A 21,103-nucleotide genomic window follows, 5' to 3' on the forward strand; every position below is an offset into this window, starting at 1 on the left:
GGGGCCGCCCCGCGGCGTGATCCGTGCTACTCCCAGCGGAAGAACCGGCCGGCCGCCGCGAGGCCCACGACCGCCCACACGGCGAGGATCGCCGCGTCGCCCCAGGGCATCCCGGCGCCGTGCTGGAGGACGTCCCGCAGCCCGTCGGAGAGCGCGGAGACGGGCAGCAGGGCGAGGACGTCCTGGGCCGCGTCGGGGAACTTGTCCAGCGGCACGATCACCCCGCCGCCGACCAGCAGCAGCAGGAAGACCAGGTTGGCGGCGGCCAGCGTCGCCTCCGCCTTGAGCGTCCCGGCCATCAGCAGCCCGAGCCCCGAGAAGGCGGCCGTCCCGAGGACCAGCAGCAGGAGCACGGCCGCCGGGTTGCCGTGCGGCGACCAGCCCAGCGCGAAGGCGATCAGCGTCAGCAGGACGACCTGCAGGACCTCGGTGACCAGCACCGAAAGGGTCTTCGCCGTCATCAGGCCCCAGCGCGGCAGCGGTGAGGACGCCAGCCGCTTCAGCACGCCGTACCGGCGCTCGAAACCCGTCGCGATGGCCTGCCCGGTGAACGCCGTCGACAGTACGGCGAGCGCCAGGATGCCGGGCGCGAGGAAGTCGACCGCCTCGCCCGCGCCGGTGTCCACGATGTCGACCGAGCTGAAGAGCACCAGCAGCAGGGTCGGGATCACAACCGTCAGCAGCAGCTGTTCGCCGTTGCGCAGCAGCATCTTCGTCTCGAGCGCGGCCTGCGCGGCGATCATGCGCCCCAGTGGCGCGGCGCCCGGCTTCGGGGCGTACGTGCCGGTGCTCGTGGTGGTCATGAGCGCAGCTCCTTGCCGGTCAGCTCCAGGAAGACGTCCTCCAGCGTGTGCCGCTCCACCGAGATCCGGTCCGGCATCACCCCGTGCTGCGCGCACCAGGACGTCACCGTGGCGAGCAGCTGCGGGTCGACCTTGCCGACCACCCGGTAGGAGCCGGGCGTCAGCTCGGCGGCCGTGCAGTCGGCGGGCAGCGCCTTGAGCAGCGAGCCCACGTCGAGGCCGGGGCGCCCGCTGAAGCGCAGGGTGTTCTCGGCGCCGCCGCGGCACAGTTCCTCGGGGGAGCCCTGGGCGATGACCCGGCCCGCGTCGATGATGGCGACGTCGTCGGCGAGCTGTTCGGCCTCGTCCATGTAGTGCGTGGTGAGGATCACCGAGACGCCGTCGGCGCGCAGGTCCCGGATCAGGTCCCAGGTGGCCCGGCGGGCCTGCGGGTCGAGTCCGGCGGTCGGCTCGTCGAGGAAGACCAGCTCGGGCCGGCCGACGACGGCCATGGCGAGCGCGAGGCGCTGCTGCTGGCCGCCCGAGAGCCGGCGGTACGCGGTCCGGCCGCAGCCGCCGAGGCCGAGGCGCTCGATGAGCGCGTCCACGTCCAGGGGATGGGCGTGCAGTCTGGCGACATGGCGCAGCATCTCGTCCGCGCGCGCACCGGAGTAGACACCGCCGGACTGGAGCATCACCCCGATCCGGGGCCGCAGCGCGGCGGACTGCCGCACCGGGTCGAGGCCGAGGACGCGCACCGTGCCGGAGTCCGGTCTGCGGTAGCCCTCGCAGGTCTCCACCGTCGTCGTCTTGCCGGCGCCGTTCGGTCCGAGCACGGCCGTGACGCCCGCCCGGGCCACCAGGTCGAGACCGTCCACCGCGGTTCTGCCGCCGTAGCGCTTCACCAGGGCGTGGACCTGGACCACGGGCTCGTTTCGCATGGCTCAAGAGTCTAGGGAGACCGCGGGTCCCCCGAACGGCCGGGTGCGCGTCATCCCGTACCGCCGCCTCATATCTCCTCGGCGCGGGGCCGGTGCGTCTCCAGCCACCGCACCGCGTAGGCCACGGCGTCCGGCAGCGGGAACAGGCGTGCCTCGGCCGCGCCGACCCGGCCGCGCAGCACCGGGCGGTCCCGTTCGAAGTCGTGTCCGAGCTCGTCGAAGCGCTCCGAGGTGATCGACACCTCGGTGACCACCTCCCACCCCTTCGGCCCCGGCCGTCCCACCCGCACCCGCGGGGACGGGATCCGGTACTCGGCCAGGTGGAAGCCGGTGCAGGTGCCGTAGCCGGCGCCGAGCAGCAGCACGCGCGCGTGCAGCGCCTCCAGCCGGGCCAGCGGGCTGTGCTCGCCGAGCCGGCAGTCCTGCGCGTGCCCGTCGGTGATCTCCCGCGCGCGGGCGCCGAGGGCGGCGAAGGACGTCTGGGGGTGCGCGCTGCGCGTGGCGCCGGGCCAGGTCCGCACGGCCTCCGGGACGGCGCCCATGCCGCGTGAGGGGGTCGTCCGGGGGTCATAGGCGGGCATGGTCGCCCGGATGGTCTCCCACCACTCCTCCGGCACCGGCGGGTTGTGCCACACGGCCGGGTCGGACAGGTCGCCGGTCTGGGTGGGGACCACGAGCGTGCCGTCCGGGCCGAGGGCGTCGAGCAGCCCCTGGACGACGGCGACGGCGCCTCCGCACACCCAGCCGAGGGAGCTGAGCGAGGAGTGCACGAGGAGCGTGTCACCCGGTTGCACGCCGAGGGCGCGCACGTGGGCCGCGAGCGTGTCGCGGGTGACAAGAGGGCCGGTCGGAGGGGGTGTCGACATGGTCCGGGAGTGTTCCGGACGGACCCGTCCGGCGCCACCGGTTTGATCGATCAAAGATCGTTTCCGCAGGTCACATTAGGTATACCTAAGTGACGTAGGGCACCGTCGTCGCGGAGGGGGGCGGCTTGCCTGGCTTCGAGGAATTACGCAACAATGGCGTTGTGAAAAACGTCGGCGAGGTTCGGGAGACCCCCACGGGGGCCCCTCAGGAGGAACTCGCGACCGGTGAGCGCTCCACGCGCAACCGGGTCGCGCGGTCCATCCTGGACCACGGGCCGTCGACCGTCGCCGAGCTGGCCGGCCGCCTGGGCCTCACGCAGGCCGCCGTGCGTAGGCATCTCGACGCACTGGTCGCCGACGACGTCGTGGAGGCCCGGGAACAGCGGGTCTACGGCACGCGCACGCGCGGGCGGCCCGCCAAGGTCTTCGCGCTCACCGACTGCGGCCGCGACGCCTTCGACCAGTCCTACGACAAGCTCGCGGCGGACGCCCTGAAGTGGATCGCCGAGCGCGAGGGCGGGAGCGAGGCGGTCGCCGCCTTCGCCCGCGCCCGTCTCGAGGCCCAGGCGCGCGCCTACCGCGAGGCGATCGAGGCGGCCGGACCCGACGCGCGCACCGAGGCCCTGGCCAAGGCCCTCAGCGCCGACGGGTACGCTGCGGCGGCGCGCAGTGCGCCCCACCCCCAGCAGGGCGAGCAGCTCTGCCAGCACCACTGCCCGGTCGCCCATGTCGCGGAGCAGTTCCCGCAGCTGTGCGAGGCGGAGACGGAGATCTTCGCCGAGCTGCTCGGGACCCACGTCCAGCGACTGGCGACCATCGCGCACGGCGACGGCGTCTGCACGACGTTCATCCCCAGGATTTCCCACACCACTGACCACGCATCCGCAAGCACGGCCGGGAGGAACCCCGCATGACTCTCCCCACGGAGACTGCCCACCCTGAGCTCGAGGGCCTGGGCAACTACGAATACGGCTGGGCCGACTCCGACGAGGCCGGTGCCGCGGCGAAGCGCGGCCTGAACGAGGACGTCGTCCGCGACATCTCCGGCAAGAAGTCCGAGCCGGAGTGGATGACGAAGCTGCGCCTCAAGGGTCTGAAGCTCTTCGAGAAGAAGCCCATGCCGAACTGGGGCTCGGACCTGTCGGGCATCGACTTCGACAACATCAAGTACTTCGTGCGCTCCACGGAGAAGCAGGCGGCGTCCTGGGAGGAGCTCCCCGAGGACATCAAGAACACCTACGACAAGCTGGGCATCCCGGAGGCCGAGAAGCAGCGCCTCGTCGCCGGTGTCGCCGCCCAGTACGAGTCGGAGGTCGTGTACCACCAGATCCGCGAGGACCTGGAGGAGCAGGGCGTCATCTTCCTCGACACCGACACCGCCCTGAAGGAGCACCCGGAGCTCTTCAAGGAGTACTTCGGCACCGTCATCCCGGCCGGCGACAACAAGTTCGCCGCGCTGAACACCGCGGTGTGGTCCGGCGGCTCCTTCATCTACGTGCCGAAGGGCGTGCACGTCGAGATCCCGCTCCAGGCCTACTTCCGGATCAACACCGAGAACATGGGCCAGTTCGAGCGGACCCTGATCATCGTCGACGAGGGTGCCTACGTGCACTACGTCGAGGGCTGCACCGCCCCGATCTACAAGTCGGACTCGCTGCACTCCGCGGTCGTCGAGATCATCGTCAAGAAGAACGCCCGCTGCCGCTACACGACCATCCAGAACTGGTCGAACAACGTCTACAACCTGGTCACCAAGCGCGCCGTCGCCTACGAGGGCGCCACCATGGAGTGGATCGACGGCAACATCGGCTCCAAGGTGACGATGAAGTACCCGGCCGTCTACCTGATGGGCGAGCACGCCAAGGGCGAGACCCTGTCCATCGCCTTCGCGGGCGAGGGCCAGCACCAGGACGCCGGCGCCAAGATGGTCCACATGGCCCCGAACACGTCCTCCAACATCGTCTCCAAGTCGGTGGCGCGCGGCGGCGGCCGTACCTCCTACCGCGGTCTCATCGAGATCGGCGAGGGCGCCCCGGGCGCGAAGTCCAACGTGCTCTGCGACGCGCTGCTCGTCGACACGATCTCGCGGTCGGACACCTACCCGTACGTCGACGTCCGCGAGGACGACGTCTCCATGGGCCACGAGGCGACCGTCTCCAAGGTCTCCGAGGACCAGCTCTTCTACCTGATGAGCCGCGGTCTGAGCGAGGACGAGGCGATGGCGATGATCGTGCGCGGCTTCGTCGAGCCGATCGCCAAGGAGCTGCCGATGGAGTACGCCCTCGAGCTCAACCGGCTGATCGAGCTGCAGATGGAAGGCGCGGTCGGCTAACACCCGCCCTCCGCTCCGGCAGCAGGCGGCCCGCCCCAGCGGCGGGCCGAAGATCGTAAACGTAGGAAGAGAGCAGACCGACAGCCATGGCTGAGGCCCAGAACATCCCGGTGGGCAGCACCACCGCCGGCTCGATCGCGGTGGCCGCGGAGTCGACCGTCGTCTCGCGCATGAGCGCGCCCCCGTCCTTCGACGTGGCGGACTTCCCCGTCCCGCACGGCCGTGAGGAGGAGTGGCGGTTCACCCCGCTGGAGCGCCTGCGCGGCCTGCACGACGGCACCGCCGTCGCGGCCGGCGAGGGCGTCAAGGTCACCGTCTCGGCGCCCGACGGCGTCGTCGTCGAGACCGTCGGCCGCGACGACGCCCGGCTCGGCAGGGCGGGCACGCCCGCGGACCGCGTCGCCGCCCAGGCGTACTCGTCCTTCGAGCAGGCCGGCGTGGTCACCGTCCCCAAGGAGACGGTCCTCACCGAGCCCATCCGCATCGCCGTGCACGGCGAGGGCGGGGTCCGCTACGGCCACCAGATCATCGAACTGGGCGCCTTCGCCGAGGCCGTCGTCGTCATCGACCACACCGGTGACGCCGTGCTCGCCGCCAACGTCGACTACATCCTGGGCGACGGCGCCAAGCTGACCGTCGTCTCCGTCCAGGACTGGGACGACAAGGCCGTGCACGTCGCCCAGCACAACGCCCTCGTGGGCCGCGACGCCTCCTTCAAGTCGGTCGTCGTCACCTTCGGCGGCGACGTCGTCCGGCTGAACCCGCGCGTCGAGTACGCCGGCCCCGGCGGCGAGGCCGAGCTGTTCGGCCTGTACTTCACCGACGCCGGGCAGCACCAGGAGCACCGCCTCCTGGTCACCCACAACACCCCGCACTGCAAGTCCAACGTCGTCTACAAGGGCGCGCTGCAGGGCGAGGACGCCCACGCCGTATGGATCGGCGACGTCCTCATCGAGGCCAAGGCCGAGGGCACGGACACCTACGAGATGAACCGCAACCTGGTTCTGACCGACGGCGCCCGCGTCGACTCCGTGCCGAACCTGGAGATCGAGACCGGTGAGATCGTCGGCGCCGGCCACGCCTCCGCGACCGGCCGCTTCGACGACGAGCAGCTCTTCTACCTGATGGCCCGCGGCATCCCGGAGCACGAGGCCCGCCGCCTCGTCGTCCGCGGCTTCTTCGCCGAGCTCGTCCAGCAGATCGGCGTCGAGGACATCGAGGAGCGCCTGCTCGCCAAGATCGAGACGGAGCTGGAGGCGTCGGTCGGATGACTGACTCATCCGTGTTCGTGCGCGTCTGCGCGCTGAGCGAGCTGGAGGAGGACACCCCCAAGCGGGTGGAACTCGACGGCACGCCGGTCTCGGTCGTCCGTACCGAGGGAGAGGTGTTCGCCATCAACGACATCTGCTCCCACGCGAACGTCTCGCTCTCCGAGGGCGAGGTGGAGGACTGCCAGATCGAATGCTGGCTGCACGGCTCCGCGTTCGACCTCCGCACCGGCAAGCCGTCCGGCCTTCCCGCGACGCGCCCCGTCCCCGTATACCCCGTAAAGATCGAAGGGGACGACGTGCTCGTCTCCCTCACCCAGGAGTCCTGAGGCACCCATGGCTACGCTTGAAATCCGAGACCTGCACGTCACCGTCGAGGTCGAGAACGGCACGAAGGAAATCCTCAAGGGTGTCGACCTCACCGTGAAGCAGGGTGAGACCCACGCCATCATGGGCCCCAACGGCTCGGGCAAGTCGACCCTCGCCTACTCCCTCGCGGGGCACCCGAAGTACACCATCACGTCCGGCTCCGTCACCCTCGACGGCGAGGACGTCCTGGAGATGTCCGTCGACGAGCGCGCCCGCGCCGGCCTGTTCCTCGCGATGCAGTACCCGGTCGAGGTCCCCGGCGTCTCCGTCTCCAACTTCCTGCGCACCTCCGCCACCGCCGTCCGCGGCGAGGCCCCCAAGCTGCGCACCTGGGTGAAGGAGGTCCGCGAGGCCATGGAGCGCCTCAACATGGACCCGGCCTTCGCCGAGCGCAACGTCAACGAGGGCTTCTCCGGCGGTGAGAAGAAGCGCCACGAGATCCTTCAGCTGGAGCTGCTCAAGCCGAAGGTCGCGATCCTCGACGAGACCGACTCCGGCCTGGACGTCGACGCCCTGCGCGTCGTCTCCGAGGGCGTCAACCGCGTCCGCGAGACCGGCGAGGTCGGCACCCTCCTCATCACCCACTACACGCGCATCCTGCGCTACATCAAGCCCGACCACGTGCACGTGTTCGCGAACGGCCGCATCGCCGAGTCCGGCGGTGCCGAGCTCGCGGACCAGCTGGAGGCCGAGGGCTACGACAAGTACGTGAAGGGTGGCGCATCCGCGTGACACAGCTGCCGGGCCTCCTCGACACCGAGGCGCTGCGCAAGGACTTCCCGATCCTGGACCGCGTCCTGCACGACGGCAGGAAGCTCGTGTACCTGGACAACGCGGCGACCTCGCAGACGCCGCGCCAGGTCCTCGACGTGCTCTCCGAGTACTACGAGCAGCACAACGCCAACGTCCACCGTGGAGTGCACGTCCTCGCCGAGGAGGCCACGGCACTGTACGAGGGCGCGCGGGACAAGGTCGCGGAGTTCATCAACGCGCCCTCGCGCGACGAGGTGATCTTCACCAAGAACGCCTCCGAGTCGCTCAACCTCGTGGCGAACATGCTGGGCTGGGCCGACGAGCCCTACCGCGTGGACGCCGACACCGAGATCGTCATCACGGAGATGGAGCACCACTCCAACATCGTGCCGTGGCAGCTGCTCGCGCAGCGTACGGGCGCGAAGCTGAAGTGGTTCGGCCTGACCGACGACGGCCGTCTCGACCTGTCCAACATCGACCAGGTGATCACGGAGAAGACGAAGATCGTCTCCTTCGTACTGGTGTCGAACATCCTCGGCACCCACAACCCGGTCGAGGCCATCGTGCGCCGCGCGCAGGAGGTCGGCGCGCTGGTCTGCGTCGACGCCTCGCAGGCGGCCCCGCACATGCCGCTGGACGTGCAGGCCCTCCAGGCCGACTTCGTGGCCTTCACCGGCCACAAGATGTGCGGCCCGACCGGCATCGGCGTCCTGTGGGGCCGCCAGGAGCTGCTGGAGGACCTGCCCCCGTTCCTCGGCGGCGGCGAGATGATCGAGACCGTCTCGATGCACTCGTCGACGTACGCCCCGGCGCCGCACAAGTTCGAGGCCGGCACCCCGCCGATCTCGCAGGCCATCGGCCTGGGCGCGGCGATCGACTACCTCAACTCGATCGGCATGGACAAGATCCTCGCCCATGAGCAGGCCCTCACCGAGTACGCGGTGAAGCGCCTGCTGGAGGTCCCCGACCTGCGGATCATCGGCCCCACCACGGCCGAGGACCGCGGCGCCGCGATCTCCTTCACGCTGGGCGACATCCACCCGCACGACGTGGGCCAGGTCCTCGACGAGCAGGGCATCGCGGTCCGGGTAGGCCACCACTGCGCCCGTCCCGTGTGCCTGCGGTACGGAATTCCTGCGACCACGCGAGCGTCGTTCTATCTGTACTCCACGCCGGCCGAGATCGACGCTCTGGTGGACGGCCTGGAGCACGTACGGAACTTCTTCGGCTGACGGGACGGGACGAGCGATCGCATGAAGCTGGATTCGATGTACCAGGAAGTCATCCTGGACCACTACAAGAACCCGCACGGGCGTGGTCTGAGGGATGGCGACGCCGAGGTGCACCACGTGAACCCGACGTGCGGCGACGAGATCACCCTGCGTGTGAAGTACGACGGCACGACCATCGAGGACGTCTCGTACGAGGGCCAGGGCTGCTCCATCAGCCAGGCGAGCGCGTCCGTACTGAACGAGCTCCTCGTCGGCAAGGACCTCTCCGACGCGCGGACGATCCAGGAGACCTTCCTGGAGCTGATGCAGTCCAAGGGGAAGATCGAGCCGGACGACGCGATGGAGGACGTGCTGGAGGACGCGGTGGCGTTCGCCGGAGTCTCCAAGTACCCGGCCCGGGTGAAGTGCGCCCTCCTCAGCTGGATGGCGTGGAAGGACGCGACGGCCCAGGCCCTGGGCGGAGCCGACGCCGAAAGGAAGACGGCATGAGCGAGACCGTTGAGATGAAGCCGGCCTCGGAGGAAGAGGTCCGCGAGGCGCTGTACGACGTCGTCGACCCCGAGCTGGGTATCGACGTCGTCAACCTCGGCCTGATCTACGGCATCCACATCGACGACGCGAACATCGCGACCCTCGACATGACCCTGACTTCGGCGGCCTGCCCGCTGACGGACGTCATCGAGGACCAGGCCAAGTCCGCCACGGACGGCCTCGTCAGCGAGCTGCGCATCAACTGGGTCTGGATGCCGCCGTGGGGTCCGGACAAGATCACGGACGACGGGCGCGAGCAGCTGCGCGCGCTCGGCTTCAACGTCTGAGACCGCGCGGTACGACGGACCTGTGGCCCCCGGCTCTCCCTGCCGGGGGCCACAGGTGTGTCCGGGCTCAGCCGGCCGGCGCGTCGACCAGCCGGAACGCCGAGTCGGCCAGGAACAGCCCGTCCCGCTGGTAGGGGTCCAGCCGCAGCCGGAAGTCCCGGTGCCGCAGGAACCGGCCGGGGTGGTTCACCGACTCCAGCATGACCGCACCGGAGTGCGGCGAGGAGCGGGGACAGAAGGTGGCGTCCCGGCGGAACAGGGCGGAGCCGTCGGAGCGGTCCTCGCGCAGCACGAAGTCCCGGTGGCGCAGATAGCGCCCGTCGGCCGTGGCGAAGGAGTGGCAGGAGGCGTCGGCGAGGCCCGCGACGAGCCGGAAGGCGACGTCGGAGCGCCGCCCGGAGCCGACCGGGTCGAGCCGCACGGAACCACCGGTCACATGCCACTGCCGGTCGGGGTAGTTGACCGCGCGGACGGAGCGCCAGGCGCTGTCGGCGGGCGGCCGGTGGGTGGGGCGGGCCGCCGGGCTGGTCCCTGCCGACCCGGACGTCGGCGGCGTGGACGCGGAGGGGGATGTGTCCGTACGTCCGGGTGCCGGGCTCTCCGACTGCCCCGGGGCCATGCCGCTCCGCCCCGCGGGAGGAGTCTGCGAGGGCGTGGCGAACCCGATGAGTCCGGGGACGCTGACATCGACGCGTGAGGGCGTCGGTGTGGCCGACACGGCGTCAGAATCCTTGCCGGACACGGTCAGCGCCGTCGCACAGGCGACGATCGTCGCCACGGCCAGAGCGCCGGCCAGCCACAGCCGGCGGGTCCCCGGCGCCCGGGACGTGTCCGGGGTCCAGCCGTCCTCCCAGACCGGCCGGTCCGGGGAGGGCCGGGATGCGTTGTCGGGCATGGGTGTTCCTCCAGCGGCGTCCCAGGACGACGGCCGCGGCTGTGCAGGAAAGGTGTGTGAACGGTGGAACAGTAGTGGACACGGGGGCTGCGGAGTAACTGTTCGGAGTGATCGGTGTCGAGTTCTGCGCCCATTCCCCACGCATACGCAACTCACCTGCCTCAAAGGGGACTTGACGCGTGAGCGGGATGATCGCCGACCCTGTCCGTGCCCGTCTTCCGGCCCCGCACGGCATCATGGCGGGAGATCATCTCCCGGTGACGACAGGAGTGCCCCGACCATGTTCCAGCGCGTCCCCCGCGCCCTGCGGCGGCTGACGGTGGCCGCGGCCCTGTGCGGTGTCTTCGGTACGGTCCTGAGCGGCTGCACCGGTTCCGGCGGGTCCGGCGGTCCCGGCGGGTCCGGTGCTTCCGGCCGCGGGGACGGCGAGACGGCGCCCCGCGAAGTACGGGCGCCCGAGCCGGGTCTCGCGTTCGACTACCAGATCGGCGGTCCGTACCGCCCTCCGGCCGGAGTGCGCGCGGTGTCCCGCGACCGTACGTCGGAGCCGGCGAAGGGCGTCTACAACATCTGCTACGTCAACGCCTTCCAGGCCCAGCCGGACGCCGGCGACTGGTGGCAGGAGCATCACCCGGACCTGGTGCTGCGCGACGCCGACGGCGACCCGGTCGTCGACCGCGACTGGGACGAGCTGGTCCTGGACATCTCCACGCGGGGCAAGCGCGCACGCCTCGCCCGGATCGTCGGCGAGTGGATCGACGGCTGCGCGAAGGACGGCTTCCAGGCCGTGGAGGCGGACAACCTCGACTCGCACGAGCGCTCCGAGGGGCGGCTGACCGCGGCCGACAACATCGCCTTCGGCAAGCTGATCACCGCGCGGGCGCACGCCGCCGGCCTCGCCATAGGCCAGAAGAACGCCGCCGAATTGGCGGGACAGGGGCGTCGTATCGGCTTCGACTTCGCGGTCGCCGAGGAGTGCGGCCAGTACGACGAGTGCGACGTGTACGCGGACGCCTACGACGACCGCGTCTTCGACATCGAGTACCGGACGGACGGCTTCGACGCGGCCTGCGAGGGCTGGGGCGACCGCGTTTCGGTGGTCCTGCGGGACCTGGACGTGGTGGCACGGGGGGAATCGGGATACCGCCGCCGGACGTGCTGAGAGGTCCCACAGGAGACGGGGGTCTGCGCTGTGTACGCCCGTACACACCGCTGTGTACGCTCGTACGCATGGGATACCTGCTGCTCGCCGGAGCCATCGCGGCCGAGGTGGCCGCCACCACCGCCATGAAGTACAGCGAAGGCTTCAGCAGGCTTCTGCCCTCCCTGCTGACCGCGCTCGGCTACCTCGTCTCCTTCACCCTGCTCGCCCAGACCCTGAAGACGGTGTCCGTCGGCACGGCCTACGCGATCTGGGCCGGCATCGGCACGGCGACCATCGCCACCATCGGCGTCCTCTTCCTGGGAGAGGGGATGACCGCCGTCAAGGCCGCCGGCATCGCGCTGATCATCCTCGGCGTGGTCGTGCTCAACCTGGGCGGTGCGCACTGATGGCCCGGCGCCACGACCCCGAACGACGGCAGCGGATCATCGACGCGGCGATCCGGGTGGTCGGCGCGCACGGCATCGCGGGGCTCAGCCATCGCACGGTCGCCGCGGAGGCGGACGTGCCGCTCGGCTCCACGACGTACCACTTCAAGACCCTCGACGACCTGCTCGTGGCCGCGCTGCGCCAGGCCAACGAGGGCTTCGCCAAGGTGATCGCCTCGCGCGGCGGTCTGGAGGATCCGGACACCGACCTGGCCGCCGAGCTCGCCGGGTGGATGGGGGAGTGGCTGGCGGGCGACCGCACCGGCGTGGAACTGGAGTACGAGCTGTACCTCGCCGCCCTGCGCCGCCCGGCCCTGCGCCCGGTCGCCGCCGAGTGGGCCGACGCCCTGGCCGCCCTGCTGACCCGCCACACGGACCCGGTCACGGCACGGGCGCTGGTGGCCCTGATGGACGGCATCTGCCTGCAAGTGCTGCTCACGGAGACGCCGTACGACGAGGGGTACGCGCGGGAGGTGCTGGGGCGGGTGGCGGGGTGAGAGCTCGCCGTTGCCAGGGCTGAGGTTGCCCTGGTGGGGCGGAGGGCTCGCCCCTGCCAGGGCTGGGGTTGCCGGCCCGTACCCTGAGACGCCCCGGAGGCCGGTTGGCCCGGGCGGCCCCGCGCCGGTTAGGTTTCCCTCATGACCGACACGACTGCTCCCCGCACCACCGGCGCCGTGGCCGCCGGCCTTGCCACGATCGCCGCCGACGGCACCGTTCTGGACACCTGGTTCCCCGCGCCCGAGCTCGTCGCCGAGCCGGGCCCCTCCGGCAGCGAGCGGCTGTCCGCCGAGAAGGCCGTGGAGCTGCTCGGTGAGGGCGCCGCCAAGGCGATCGGCCCGGACGCCCGGCGCGGGGTCGAGGTCGTCGCGGTCCGCACGGTCATCTCCTCGATCGACGAGAAGCCCGTCGACGCGCACGACGTCTACCTGCGTCTGCACCTGCTCTCCCACCGCCTGGTCAAGCCGCACGGCCTGAGCCTGGAGGGCCAGTTCGGCTTCCTCGCCAACGTGGCCTGGACGTCCCTCGGCCCGGTCGCCGTGGACGACGTCGAGAAGGTCCGCCTGAACGCGCGCGCCGAGGGTCTGCACCTGCAGGTGACCTCGATCGACAAGTTCCCGCGGATGACGGACTACGTGGCCCCGAAGGGCGTCCGCATCGCCGACGCCGACCGCGTCCGCCTCGGCGCGCACCTCGCCGAGGGCACGACGGTCATGCACGAGGGCTTCGTCAACTTCAACGCCGGCACGCTCGGCACGTCGATGGTCGAGGGCCGCATCTCCGCGGGCGTCGTCGTGGGCGACGGCTCGGACATCGGCGGCGGCGCCTCCACGATGGGCACGCTGTCCGGCGGCGGCAACGTCATCATCTCCATCGGCGAGCGCTGCCTGATCGGCGCCGAGGCGGGCGTCGGCATCGCGCTGGGCGACGAGTGCGTGGTCGAGGCCGGCCTCTACGTAACGGCGGGCACGCGCGTGACGATGCCCGACGGCCAGATCGTCAAGGCCCGCGAACTCTCCGGCGCCTCCAACATCCTCTTCCGCCGCAACTCGGTGACGGGAACGGTGGAGGCCCGCCCGAACAACGCGGTGTGGGGCGGCCTGAACGACGTGCTGCACAGCCACAACTGATCACGGGCGGCCGTGACCTGCGGCCGCCCCATCCAACGGACCTGGCGAAGCCCACGGCTCTGACCGTTCAGATGCCGTGGGCGTTGTCGTTGCCGGTCGGCGACGGGTGAGCTCGGGCGGCCGAGCGGCGCCCTGCTCCTCGCGATTTTGGAGACCGCGCGCGACACCACGGCCCCTGAGGTCTTCTCGGCACCGAGGGCACCTGCGCCGGCCCGGCACGACGGCCCGTTGCCGTCGCGACCGGGCCCGCCGGCCCCACAGGTCGCTCAGTCGCTGAACGCTGCGCCCATTTCGGGCAGTTCTGTCAGTCCTGTGGCCGTCGGCCCACTGGACGAGCCGCGCAGGAGCACGCTCAGGTCCACCGCGCCGATCGCAAGGTCCGCCTTGCCGTCGCCGGTCACGTCGCGCACCCGCAGTGCGTATCCGAAAGACTCGTGCGAGTCGGCCGGACCCTGAACCGTCTGCGGGACCCACGAGGAACGGGTACCGGTCAGGCCATCGGATCCGCCCCGGAACACGTGGACGCCGCCCTGGTCCGCCAGCCCGTTCACGTCCTCGTGTGGCACACCGACCGCCAGGTCCGCGTAGCCGTCGCCGTTGATGTCGCCCGCCGAGACGGCATAGCCGAAGTTGTCGTCCGCCTCGGGACTGCCGGAGACGCCGGAGCTGGCCTGGTTGTACGTCATGGAGCCGCTCGGACCGGAGGACGTGCCGCGCCAGACGCTGACGATGCCCTTGCCGCCGTTGTTGTCGGGCAGGCCGACGGCGATGTCGCCGTACCCGTTCTTGTCGAAGTCGCCGATCGCCGCGGTCCAGGGAGCGCTGGAGTACGTCTTGGAGGCGCCCGACGTCAGGCCGCCTGTGGCGCCCTTCAGGAACCAGATCCGGGGCACTGGCTTGTTGTCGATGAACTGCTCGCCGAGCACCACCAGGTCGGTTCTACCGTCGCCGTCGACCTTGCCGGCGGCGAGGCCGGAGGAGTACCAGCCCTGGCCCTCCTTGTCGATCTTGCTGACGCTGCCGGTGGTGCCGGACTTGGTGAAGCCGCCGCGGTACAGCCACGTCTCCGAGCCGCCGATCACCGCGAGGTCCGGGGAGCCGTCACCGTTGAAGTCGCCGGCGGCGAGGTCGCGGCCGAAGTAGCTGCCGGCGCCGGACTTCGGGGTCACGTTGGTGCCGCCGGACAGGCCGGATCGGGAGCCCCAGACGATGGTGACCGTGCCGCGGTTCTGCGTGCTGCCGACCTTTTCCATCGGGTTGCCGACGATCAGGTCCGCGTAGCCGTCCTCGTTGAGGTCCGCGCTGGTCATCGAATCGCCGAACGCGTCGTCTTCTTCGCCGGTGCCGGGGATGCCCGGGCTGTCCTGGTGGACGACCTGGGTGCGGGAGGTGTCGAGGCCGCCGGCCTTGCCGTAGACGATGTTGACGGCGCCACCGTCCCAGCCGTCGTCGCCGGAGATGCCCTGGTAGTAGTGGCTGTACGCCACATCCCGGTATCCGTCACCGTTGAAGTCGTCGTAGTGCTTGGCCACGGCTGCGGACGCCGGCGCGCTCAAGGTGAGCGGCGCGAGGCCCCCGGCGAGGAGGACGGCCGCCAGGGCCGCCGTGGTGCGTCTGTGCATGGGGAGTGAAGCTCCTTGTGTCTGGCCGAAACGGTCACGCCGAGTCGGAGGTCGCCGCCGGTGGAGCCCCGCCGCGAACGCGAGGCACTGCGGGTGGTGCTCGTACATGTGGGTCTCCTGTGCGGCGGGGATGCCCGGCGGCCATCCCCCGTCTGGCGGGTGCCTGCCCGCCCGTGTCCGCCAGGAGCCGGCCCCTGCCTCACCGGGTGGCCGGCGATCAGGAGACGGCTGGAGAGGGGCAAGGGTTGTACGTGAGTACGTGGCGTCGTCGTTCTCAGGCATGCCCTGACGGCCGGCCCGGGGGCGCTCACTCCTCGCGATCCATTCGTCCCCGTGGCGGCGCAAGTCGATTTGTTGACCGAAGCCCGGCTTCTCGTGGTCGAGCCGGTCTGACTCCAGGCCGCCCCTCCGACGTGCACGAACGAGCTACCTCCCGTGACCTTTGGACCGGTCAGGTCGATGAACGGGTGGACGCAAGGTTCGATCAGACGTCGAGATGATGAGATGAGGGCCGGGAGTTGAGGGAAAGGGCGACTGGGAGGCGCGGGGTGCCGCGTCTCGGGGTGTCGGTGCTGGTCGCGGGGGTCGTGGGTTGCGTGGTCGCCGGGCACGCCCACGCCGACGAGACCAACACCGGGGCGCACAACGGGCCCCGGATCGGGCTGGTCAACACGGGGCAGGTCGACGATCCGATGGAGGACGTGCTGGAGCACTTCCTGCTCGTCGGGGACGGGTACAGCTGGGGGTGAGCAGCAGCGCGGGGGCCGGGGGCCCGTCAGGTCCCCGGCTGTCCCGCGGCATCCTCCCCGTATCCGTCTGTTTCCTCGCGGAGGCATAGCGGCAGCGACCCGCACGCGTCACACGGAGCAGGAGAGGCGGGCATCCGGTCCGTCCGGGGGAAGAGAAGGTGACGATGGATGCGGAAGCTCAGGACGGCTTTCGGGGGTTCGTGGAGAGCAGGTCGTCCGCACTGCTCAAGACCGCCGTGCTGCTGAGCGGCGGCGACCGGCACGCCGCCGAGGACCTGTTGCAGAACGCCCTGATCAAGGCCGCAGGCCGCTGGCAGCGCATCGACGAACCCGAGGCGTACGTACGGCAGATCCTGTACCGGCAGCAGATCAGCCGCTGGCGGCTGAAGTGGCCCCGGCGGGAGGTGAGCGTCGCCGATCTCCCCGAGCCCGCCGGCGACCCGGACGCCTCGGCCGCCGCCGAACTCCGGCTGCTCATGCGCGGCGCCCTCGCCCGGCTCACCCCGCGCCAGCGCACCGTCCTGGTGCTGCGCTACTTCGAGGACCTGCCCGAGGCCGACGTGGCCCGCATCCTCGGCTGTTCGGTCGGCACCGTACGGTCCACCACCCACCGCTCGCTGGCCCGGCTGAGGGCCCTCGCCCCCGAGCTGCGCGCCCTCGACCCCGGCGCGGCCACCGCCCGGCCGGCGCCGTCCCGCGACTTCTCCCCGATGGAGGTGCGTTAAGTGAACGTCGAGGAACTCGTGCGCCAGTCGCTGCGGGAGCAGGCCGGTGAACAGCCGCCCGTGGACACCGGGTTCGCCGACCGGGTGCTCGCCGTCCGCCGGCGCCGCCGTACCCGGCGCATCGCCTCCGTCGCGGCGGCCACCGCGGCCGTCGTCGGCATCGCCGTCGCCGTGCCGCTGCTCGACCGGGGCGAGGGCGACGCCCGGCCGGCCGTCGGCCTGGGCACCGACGGTGTCCAGGCCCATCCCGACCAGTCCCCGCCGCGGGACGTCATCGGCGCCGGGCAGACCGTCCTGGCCGCCCACTACACGTCCGCGCTGCGCGTCCGGTCCGAGAAGCGGGGGACCGTCGAGCGCACCTACTGGCTGCTCGATGCGAGGACCGGCATGTACAAGAAGGACACCCGCTGGTCGTTCGTCGCCGTCGCGCCCGGCCTGAGGACGGCCGCCGTGCTGGAACGAGGGCTGCCCGCCCACCGGATCGGCCTGCTCGACCTCGCGTCGGGCCGCGTCGAGCGCTGGATCCAGGTCCAGCACGGCGTCGGCGGCCTCGCGTTCAGCCACGACGGGAGCAGGCTCGTGGCGACGACGTACGGGGAGGACCCCGACCTGCGCACCAAGGAGAAGATGCAAGGACCCGACGGGCCGGTGTGGCAGTGGAACTCCGCGTACGGCCGGTCGAGCAGGTCCGGCTTCTACGTCCTCGACGTGGCACACGGCACGGGCTCCTGGAGCGCCGTCCCGTCCGACCGCACCATCAACGCCCGCCAGGACTTCGCGTTCAGCCGGGCCGGCGACCGCGTGTACGCGCAGTACGTCGGGGGCCGTGACGGGCTCCAGCAGTTCTACTCCCTCGACGGCGCCAAGACCGCCGCCCCGGCCGACGAGAAGCACCTGCGCTCCGACGTCCCCGCCCGGCTGTCCCCGGACGGACGGCTCGCCGCCCTCGGGCTGTCCAGGGAGGTCGACGGCGACCCGGGACGGAGCTACTCCTCGATCCTCGACCCCCGCACCGGCAAGGAGATCACCAAGGTGCGCGGCGCCGACCTGCTCGCCTGGGCCGACGACAAGCGGCTCATCGCCTGGGAACGGGTGACCGGACTGGACGAGACGTACCGGCCCCGGCTGGTCCTGGTCACCCTCGGCAGTGACAAGGTCGTCCCCCTCAGCGGGGTCCGCGAGCCGGACGAGGACATCCTCCGGCAGAAGTGGGTGCCGGTCTTCGCCCGCCGGTGAGCCGGGGGCCCGCTCAAGTGCCGGGCACGCACTCCTCGTACGCCGCCAGCAGCCCGTCGGCCGCCTCCCGGCCGGCGGGCCGCAGCGGTGCGCGGACCGGGCCGCCGGGCAGACCGAGCGCGCCGAGCAGCGCCTTGGCGGTGACCGCTCCGGGCAGTCCGGCGCTCATCATCGACTCGATGAGCGGGATGGCGCGATGCTGGAGGCGGGCGGACACGGGGGTGTCGCCCGCCTCGAACGCGTCGAGCACCGAGCGGAGATGGCGCGGGATCACATTGGCGACCGTGCTGACGTAGCCGGCGCCGCCCACGGCCCGCAGGGCGAGGATGTGCTCGTCGCACCCCGCGTAGTACGCCAGGTCCGTGCGCGCGAGGACCTTCTGCGCGCCCAGGAAGTCGTACGAGCAGTCCTTCACCGCCACGATCCGCGGGTGCCCGGCGAGCCGGAGCATCGTCTCCGGTTCGATACGGGTGCCGGTCCGGCCGGGGATGTCGTAGAGGACGACCGGCAGTCCCGCCGCGTCGGCGACCTCCCGGAAGTGCGCCTCCACGGCGTCCTGCGGGGGCCTGCTGTAGTACGGGGCGACCACGAGCAGGGCGTCGGCGCCCGCCTTCTCGGCGGCCAGCGCCAGGTCGACCGTGTGACGGGTGTCGGCGGTCCCCACACCCGCGACGATCGAGGCCCGATCGCCCACGGCCTGCCGTACCGCCCGGATCAGGTCCGCCTTCTCCGCGTCGGTGGTGGTGGGGGACTCGCCGGTCGTCCCGGACAGGACCAGGCCGTCGCACCCCTCGCCCACCAGGTGGTCGGCGAGACGCTGCGCGCCGTCGAGGTCGAGCGCGCCCTCCCGTGTGAAGGGGGTGACCATGGCGCACAGCGCCCGGCCGAGGGGCGGGGCGGCGGCGGAAGTGCCGGGAGTCGTCATGGAGGTAGTCTCGGCATCTGCGATTGCGTAGCTCCACTTAAATTATCTACAAGGTATTCGTAAGCGATGCTGAGAGGTTGCGGCGGCCGGCCCCGTCAACTGCTCGTCCTTGACCTCGACTTCGCTTGAGGTCGAAAAGTGGGTGCTGCGGGTGACCGCCCGCGCTCGCGACCGATTCGGAGGCCGTCATGACCCACCGCACCGACACCCACCCCGACCTCGCCCGCCCCGATGCCGGCGCCGCTCTCTTCAGTGCCTGGCGGGTGGGGACACCCCTGCGGCAGAAGGAGGCCGTCGAGGCGATCGCCGGGGCGTGGGTGCGGAGGCCCTGGCCCGCCGGCGGGCTCCTCGGCTACCACGTCTACACCGGGCACGACGCCTCCACCCTCCTGCACTACTCGCAGTGGCGGAGCCCGCAGGACTACGACGGCTTCGTCAAGGCCCACCGTCAGGAGCGGGTGGACGAGATCGACACCGCCGTACCGGGTGTCGAGCGGCTCGGACTCGGGCGGTTCCGGCACTATCGCGGTCTCGTCCGGCCGGGCGAGACGCGGGTTCCCGGTTGCGTCGTGGTCGTCGACATCGAGTTCGACGGGCCCGACCCGGACCGGCAGCGCGCCTGGGTGGACGCCGTGGTCGACGCCCTGGAGAACGAACCGCGCCCGCATCCCGGTGGCATCTCCGCCCACTTCCATCTCTCCGTCGACGGCACCCGCGTCCTCAACTACGCCGAGTGGGAGAGCGCCCAGGCCCATGTCGACGCGCTGGCCGGCCCCGGCGACGGCATCGGTTCGGCCACGGAGCAGTGGAGGCGTGTGCAGACCTGGCCAGGGCTCAGGGCCAGCACGGTCAGCCGGTACGACCACGCCCTCGGCCTCGTCCCCGACTGAGGCCGCCGTGGGCCACGGGCGCGACTCACCGAAAAATCAGATCGCCTGGACAAAAAAAGTTTTCGGTGAGAGGGTGGACGCATGCTGGACGTCACCGTGATCGAGGACCCCGAAGCGGCAGCCGTGTCCCTGGACCCCGTCCGGGCCGGGCTGCTCGCCGAACTGGCGGCCGGGCCGGCCTCGGCCGCCATGCTGGCCGGGCGGATCGGCCTGCCCCGGCAGAAGGTGAACTACCACCTCAAGGCGCTGGAGCGGCACGGCCTGGTCGAACTGGCCGGGGAGCGCCGCAAGGGCAACGTCACCGAGCGGCTGATGCGCGCGACCGCGGCGTCGTACGTGATCTCCCCGCTCGCGCTGGCGTCCGTGCAGCCCGACCCGGACCGCTTCCGCGACCAGCTCTCCGCCCGCTGGCTGCTGGCGCTCGGCGCCCGGCTGGTCCGGGACGTCGGCTCGCTGATCACCGGAGCCACCAAGGCCCGCAAGCGGCTGGCGACCTTCGCGCTGGACGGCGAGGTCCGCTTCGCCTCGGCGGCCGACCGGGCCGCGTTCGTCGAGGAACTGGCCGCCGGGGTGAGCGCGCTGATCCGCAAGTACGACGCGCCCGGCGCCGAGGGCGGCCGCGATCACCGGATCGTGGTGGCCGTCCACCCCACACTGAAGCCCACGGACGCGGAGGGGCCCCGGCCCGTATCCGCCCCGGAACCGAACCCGTAGGACCCAGGAGCCCGTCATGCCCAAGGAATTCGAGATCGCCAGGGAGTTCGAGGTCGACGCCACGCCCGAGGAGGTGTGGGAGGCCGTGACCACCGGCACCGGCGGCTGGCTATGGCCGATGGAGGCGCCCGAGCCCCGCCAGGGCGGCAAGGGGCCCTTCGGCTCCGAGGTCACCGTCTGGGACCCGCCGCACCGCTACACCAACCGCGTCGAGGACGTCGACGGCATCTCCGAGCAGACACTCAACCAGCTCGACTACACCGTCGAGCCGCGCGACGGGGGCCGCCGCGCCTGGGTGCGCTACGTGCACAGCGGGATCTTCGTCGACGACTGGGACAACCAGTACGACGGCGCGAACCGCCACACCGACTTCTATCTGCACACCCTGCGCCAGTACCTCACGGTCTTCCGGGGCCGCCCGGTGACCGCCTTCGCCACGTTCGACGGGCCGGAGGCGGGCAAGGCGCCGGACGCCCTCGTCACCGTGGGCCGTGCGCTGGGCCTCGCCGACGACACGGCCGAGGGTGCCCGGGTACGGGTCACCGGTCCCGGTGGGCGGGAGATCGACGCCGTCGTCGACTACCGCGACCCGTACTTCCTCGGGCTGCGGACGGACGACGCGCTGCTGCGCTTCTTCGGCCGCAACCACTGGGGTCACGTGGTCGGCATGTCCGTGCACGACTTCGCGCCGGGCGCCGACGCCGCCACGGACGAGGAGACGTGGAAGGGCTGGCTGAACGGCGTGTTCAGCCAGCCCTGAGCCCACCG

At 71.2% G+C, this 21,103-nt stretch carries 24 protein-coding genes; 18 read left to right on the plus strand and 6 right to left on the minus strand.

Features of this window, described 5'->3' with window-relative positions; translation table 11 throughout:
• Window positions 1–26 precede the first annotated feature (26 nt).
• The 3 genes from ADL34_RS07780 to ADL34_RS07790 all read right to left on the minus strand — a co-directional run bounded on the left by ADL34_RS07780 (window position 27) and on the right by ADL34_RS07790 (window position 2,589).
• Window positions 27–803: an ABC transporter permease gene (locus tag ADL34_RS07780; protein ID WP_062674611.1), complete on the minus strand. Its 777-nt coding sequence runs from the start codon at window positions 801–803 to the stop codon at window positions 27–29.
• Complete coding sequence (locus ADL34_RS07785) at window positions 800–1,723, minus strand: ABC transporter ATP-binding protein (protein WP_079034504.1); 924 nt, start codon at window positions 1,721–1,723, stop codon at window positions 800–802. The genes ADL34_RS07780 and ADL34_RS07785 overlap by 4 nt, the downstream gene beginning before the upstream one ends.
• A gap of 68 nt (window positions 1,724–1,791) precedes the next feature.
• Complete coding sequence (locus ADL34_RS07790) at window positions 1,792–2,589, minus strand: aminoglycoside N(3)-acetyltransferase (RefSeq protein ID WP_062674607.1); 798 nt, start codon at window positions 2,587–2,589, stop codon at window positions 1,792–1,794.
• A 161-nt stretch (window positions 2,590–2,750) separates the two neighbouring features.
• Between ADL34_RS07790 and ADL34_RS07795 the strand changes: the two genes are divergently transcribed.
• From ADL34_RS07795 to ADL34_RS07830, 8 genes are all read left to right on the plus strand, one after another.
• The gene (locus ADL34_RS07795) at window positions 2,751–3,503 is read left to right on the plus strand and encodes a helix-turn-helix transcriptional regulator (protein ID WP_062674605.1); all 753 of its coding nucleotides are present in this window, start codon (window positions 2,751–2,753) and stop codon (window positions 3,501–3,503) included.
• Window positions 3,500–4,921: a Fe-S cluster assembly protein SufB gene (gene sufB, locus ADL34_RS07800; RefSeq protein WP_062674603.1), complete on the plus strand. Its 1,422-nt coding sequence runs from the start codon at window positions 3,500–3,502 to the stop codon at window positions 4,919–4,921. The genes ADL34_RS07795 and sufB overlap by 4 nt, the downstream gene beginning before the upstream one ends.
• 86 nt (window positions 4,922–5,007) lie before the next feature.
• Entirely contained in the window at window positions 5,008–6,192 is a 1,185-nt protein-coding gene (gene sufD, locus ADL34_RS07805) for a Fe-S cluster assembly protein SufD (protein WP_062674601.1), read from the plus strand.
• On the plus strand, window positions 6,189–6,518 hold the full coding sequence (locus ADL34_RS07810) for a bifunctional 3-phenylpropionate/cinnamic acid dioxygenase ferredoxin subunit (RefSeq protein WP_062674598.1): 330 nt from the start codon (window positions 6,189–6,191) through the stop codon (window positions 6,516–6,518). The genes sufD and ADL34_RS07810 overlap by 4 nt, the downstream gene beginning before the upstream one ends.
• A gap of 7 nt (window positions 6,519–6,525) precedes the next feature.
• Window positions 6,526–7,290: a Fe-S cluster assembly ATPase SufC gene (gene sufC / locus ADL34_RS07815; protein WP_062674596.1), complete on the plus strand. Its 765-nt coding sequence runs from the start codon at window positions 6,526–6,528 to the stop codon at window positions 7,288–7,290.
• The gene (locus ADL34_RS07820) at window positions 7,287–8,543 is read left to right on the plus strand and encodes a cysteine desulfurase (protein WP_062674594.1); all 1,257 of its coding nucleotides are present in this window, start codon (window positions 7,287–7,289) and stop codon (window positions 8,541–8,543) included. The genes sufC and ADL34_RS07820 overlap by 4 nt, the downstream gene beginning before the upstream one ends.
• A 21-nt stretch (window positions 8,544–8,564) precedes the next feature.
• Window positions 8,565–9,032, plus strand: a complete 468-nt coding sequence (gene sufU, locus ADL34_RS07825; RefSeq protein ID WP_062674592.1) for a Fe-S cluster assembly sulfur transfer protein SufU — start codon at window positions 8,565–8,567, stop codon at window positions 9,030–9,032.
• Window positions 9,029–9,361 (plus strand): metal-sulfur cluster assembly factor, encoded by a 333-nt coding sequence (locus ADL34_RS07830; RefSeq protein WP_028809645.1) that lies wholly within the window; start codon window positions 9,029–9,031, stop codon window positions 9,359–9,361. The genes sufU and ADL34_RS07830 overlap by 4 nt, the downstream gene beginning before the upstream one ends.
• 67 nt (window positions 9,362–9,428) lie before the next feature.
• Here the strand turns inward: ADL34_RS07830 and ADL34_RS07835 are convergent, their stop codons facing one another.
• Window positions 9,429–10,256 carry an AbfB domain-containing protein gene (locus tag ADL34_RS07835; protein WP_062674590.1) on the minus strand — a complete coding sequence of 276 codons (828 nt, stop codon included), beginning with the start codon at window positions 10,254–10,256 and terminating at the stop codon, window positions 9,429–9,431.
• Window positions 10,257–10,536: 280 nt separating this feature from the next.
• Here ADL34_RS07835 and ADL34_RS07840 point away from each other — a divergent pair, with 280 nt between their 5' ends.
• The 4 genes from ADL34_RS07840 (at window position 10,537) to dapD (ending at window position 13,474) form a co-directional block, all read left to right on the plus strand.
• Window positions 10,537–11,418: an endo alpha-1,4 polygalactosaminidase gene (locus ADL34_RS07840; protein WP_062674588.1), complete on the plus strand. Its 882-nt coding sequence runs from the start codon at window positions 10,537–10,539 to the stop codon at window positions 11,416–11,418.
• Window positions 11,419–11,486: 68 nt separating this feature from the next.
• Window positions 11,487–11,807, plus strand: a complete 321-nt coding sequence (locus tag ADL34_RS07845; RefSeq protein WP_062674586.1) for a DMT family transporter — start codon at window positions 11,487–11,489, stop codon at window positions 11,805–11,807.
• The gene (locus tag ADL34_RS07850; RefSeq protein WP_062674585.1) at window positions 11,807–12,343 is read left to right on the plus strand and encodes a TetR/AcrR family transcriptional regulator; all 537 of its coding nucleotides are present in this window, start codon (window positions 11,807–11,809) and stop codon (window positions 12,341–12,343) included. Before ADL34_RS07845 ends, ADL34_RS07850 begins: the two co-directional genes overlap by 1 nt.
• Before the next feature lie 141 nt (window positions 12,344–12,484).
• Window positions 12,485–13,474, plus strand: coding sequence for a 2,3,4,5-tetrahydropyridine-2,6-dicarboxylate N-succinyltransferase (gene dapD / locus ADL34_RS07855; protein ID WP_062674583.1), 990 nt, complete (start codon window positions 12,485–12,487; stop codon window positions 13,472–13,474).
• A 266-nt stretch (window positions 13,475–13,740) separates the two neighbouring features.
• Here the strand turns inward: dapD and ADL34_RS07860 are convergent, their stop codons facing one another.
• Window positions 13,741–15,096, minus strand: coding sequence for an FG-GAP-like repeat-containing protein (locus ADL34_RS07860; protein WP_062674581.1), 1,356 nt, complete (start codon window positions 15,094–15,096; stop codon window positions 13,741–13,743).
• Window positions 15,097–15,644: 548 nt separating this feature from the next.
• Here ADL34_RS07860 and ADL34_RS07865 point away from each other — a divergent pair.
• From ADL34_RS07865 to ADL34_RS07875, 3 genes are all read left to right on the plus strand, one after another.
• Window positions 15,645–15,845: a hypothetical protein gene (locus ADL34_RS07865; RefSeq protein ID WP_086866513.1), complete on the plus strand. Its 201-nt coding sequence runs from the start codon at window positions 15,645–15,647 to the stop codon at window positions 15,843–15,845.
• Between the two features lie 164 nt (window positions 15,846–16,009).
• Window positions 16,010–16,570 (plus strand): SigE family RNA polymerase sigma factor, encoded by a 561-nt coding sequence (locus ADL34_RS07870; RefSeq protein ID WP_062674789.1) that lies wholly within the window; start codon window positions 16,010–16,012, stop codon window positions 16,568–16,570.
• Window positions 16,571–17,806: a hypothetical protein gene (locus ADL34_RS07875; protein WP_062674577.1), complete on the plus strand. Its 1,236-nt coding sequence runs from the start codon at window positions 16,571–16,573 to the stop codon at window positions 17,804–17,806.
• Between the two features lie 13 nt (window positions 17,807–17,819).
• Here ADL34_RS07875 and dapA read toward each other — a convergent pair whose 3' ends face one another.
• Window positions 17,820–18,731 carry a 4-hydroxy-tetrahydrodipicolinate synthase gene (gene dapA / locus ADL34_RS07880; protein WP_062674575.1) on the minus strand — a complete coding sequence of 304 codons (912 nt, stop codon included), beginning with the start codon at window positions 18,729–18,731 and terminating at the stop codon, window positions 17,820–17,822.
• A 188-nt stretch (window positions 18,732–18,919) separates the two neighbouring features.
• Between dapA and ADL34_RS07885 the strand changes: the two genes are divergently transcribed.
• The 3 genes from ADL34_RS07885 (at window position 18,920) to ADL34_RS07895 (ending at window position 21,095) form a co-directional block, all read left to right on the plus strand.
• A complete protein-coding gene (locus tag ADL34_RS07885; RefSeq protein WP_062674573.1) occupies window positions 18,920–19,621 on the plus strand; it encodes an antibiotic biosynthesis monooxygenase in 702 nt (233 codons plus the stop codon).
• Between the two features lie 81 nt (window positions 19,622–19,702).
• Window positions 19,703–20,335 (plus strand): ArsR/SmtB family transcription factor, encoded by a 633-nt coding sequence (locus tag ADL34_RS07890; protein ID WP_062674571.1) that lies wholly within the window; start codon window positions 19,703–19,705, stop codon window positions 20,333–20,335.
• Between the two features lie 16 nt (window positions 20,336–20,351).
• Entirely contained in the window at window positions 20,352–21,095 is a 744-nt protein-coding gene (locus ADL34_RS07895; protein ID WP_062674570.1) for an SRPBCC family protein, read from the plus strand.
• Window positions 21,096–21,103: the final 8 nt, after the last annotated feature.

This window comes from Streptomyces sp. NRRL WC-3605 (genome assembly GCF_001509795.1).
Lineage (GTDB): Bacteria > Actinomycetota > Actinomycetes > Streptomycetales > Streptomycetaceae > Streptomyces > Streptomyces viridochromogenes.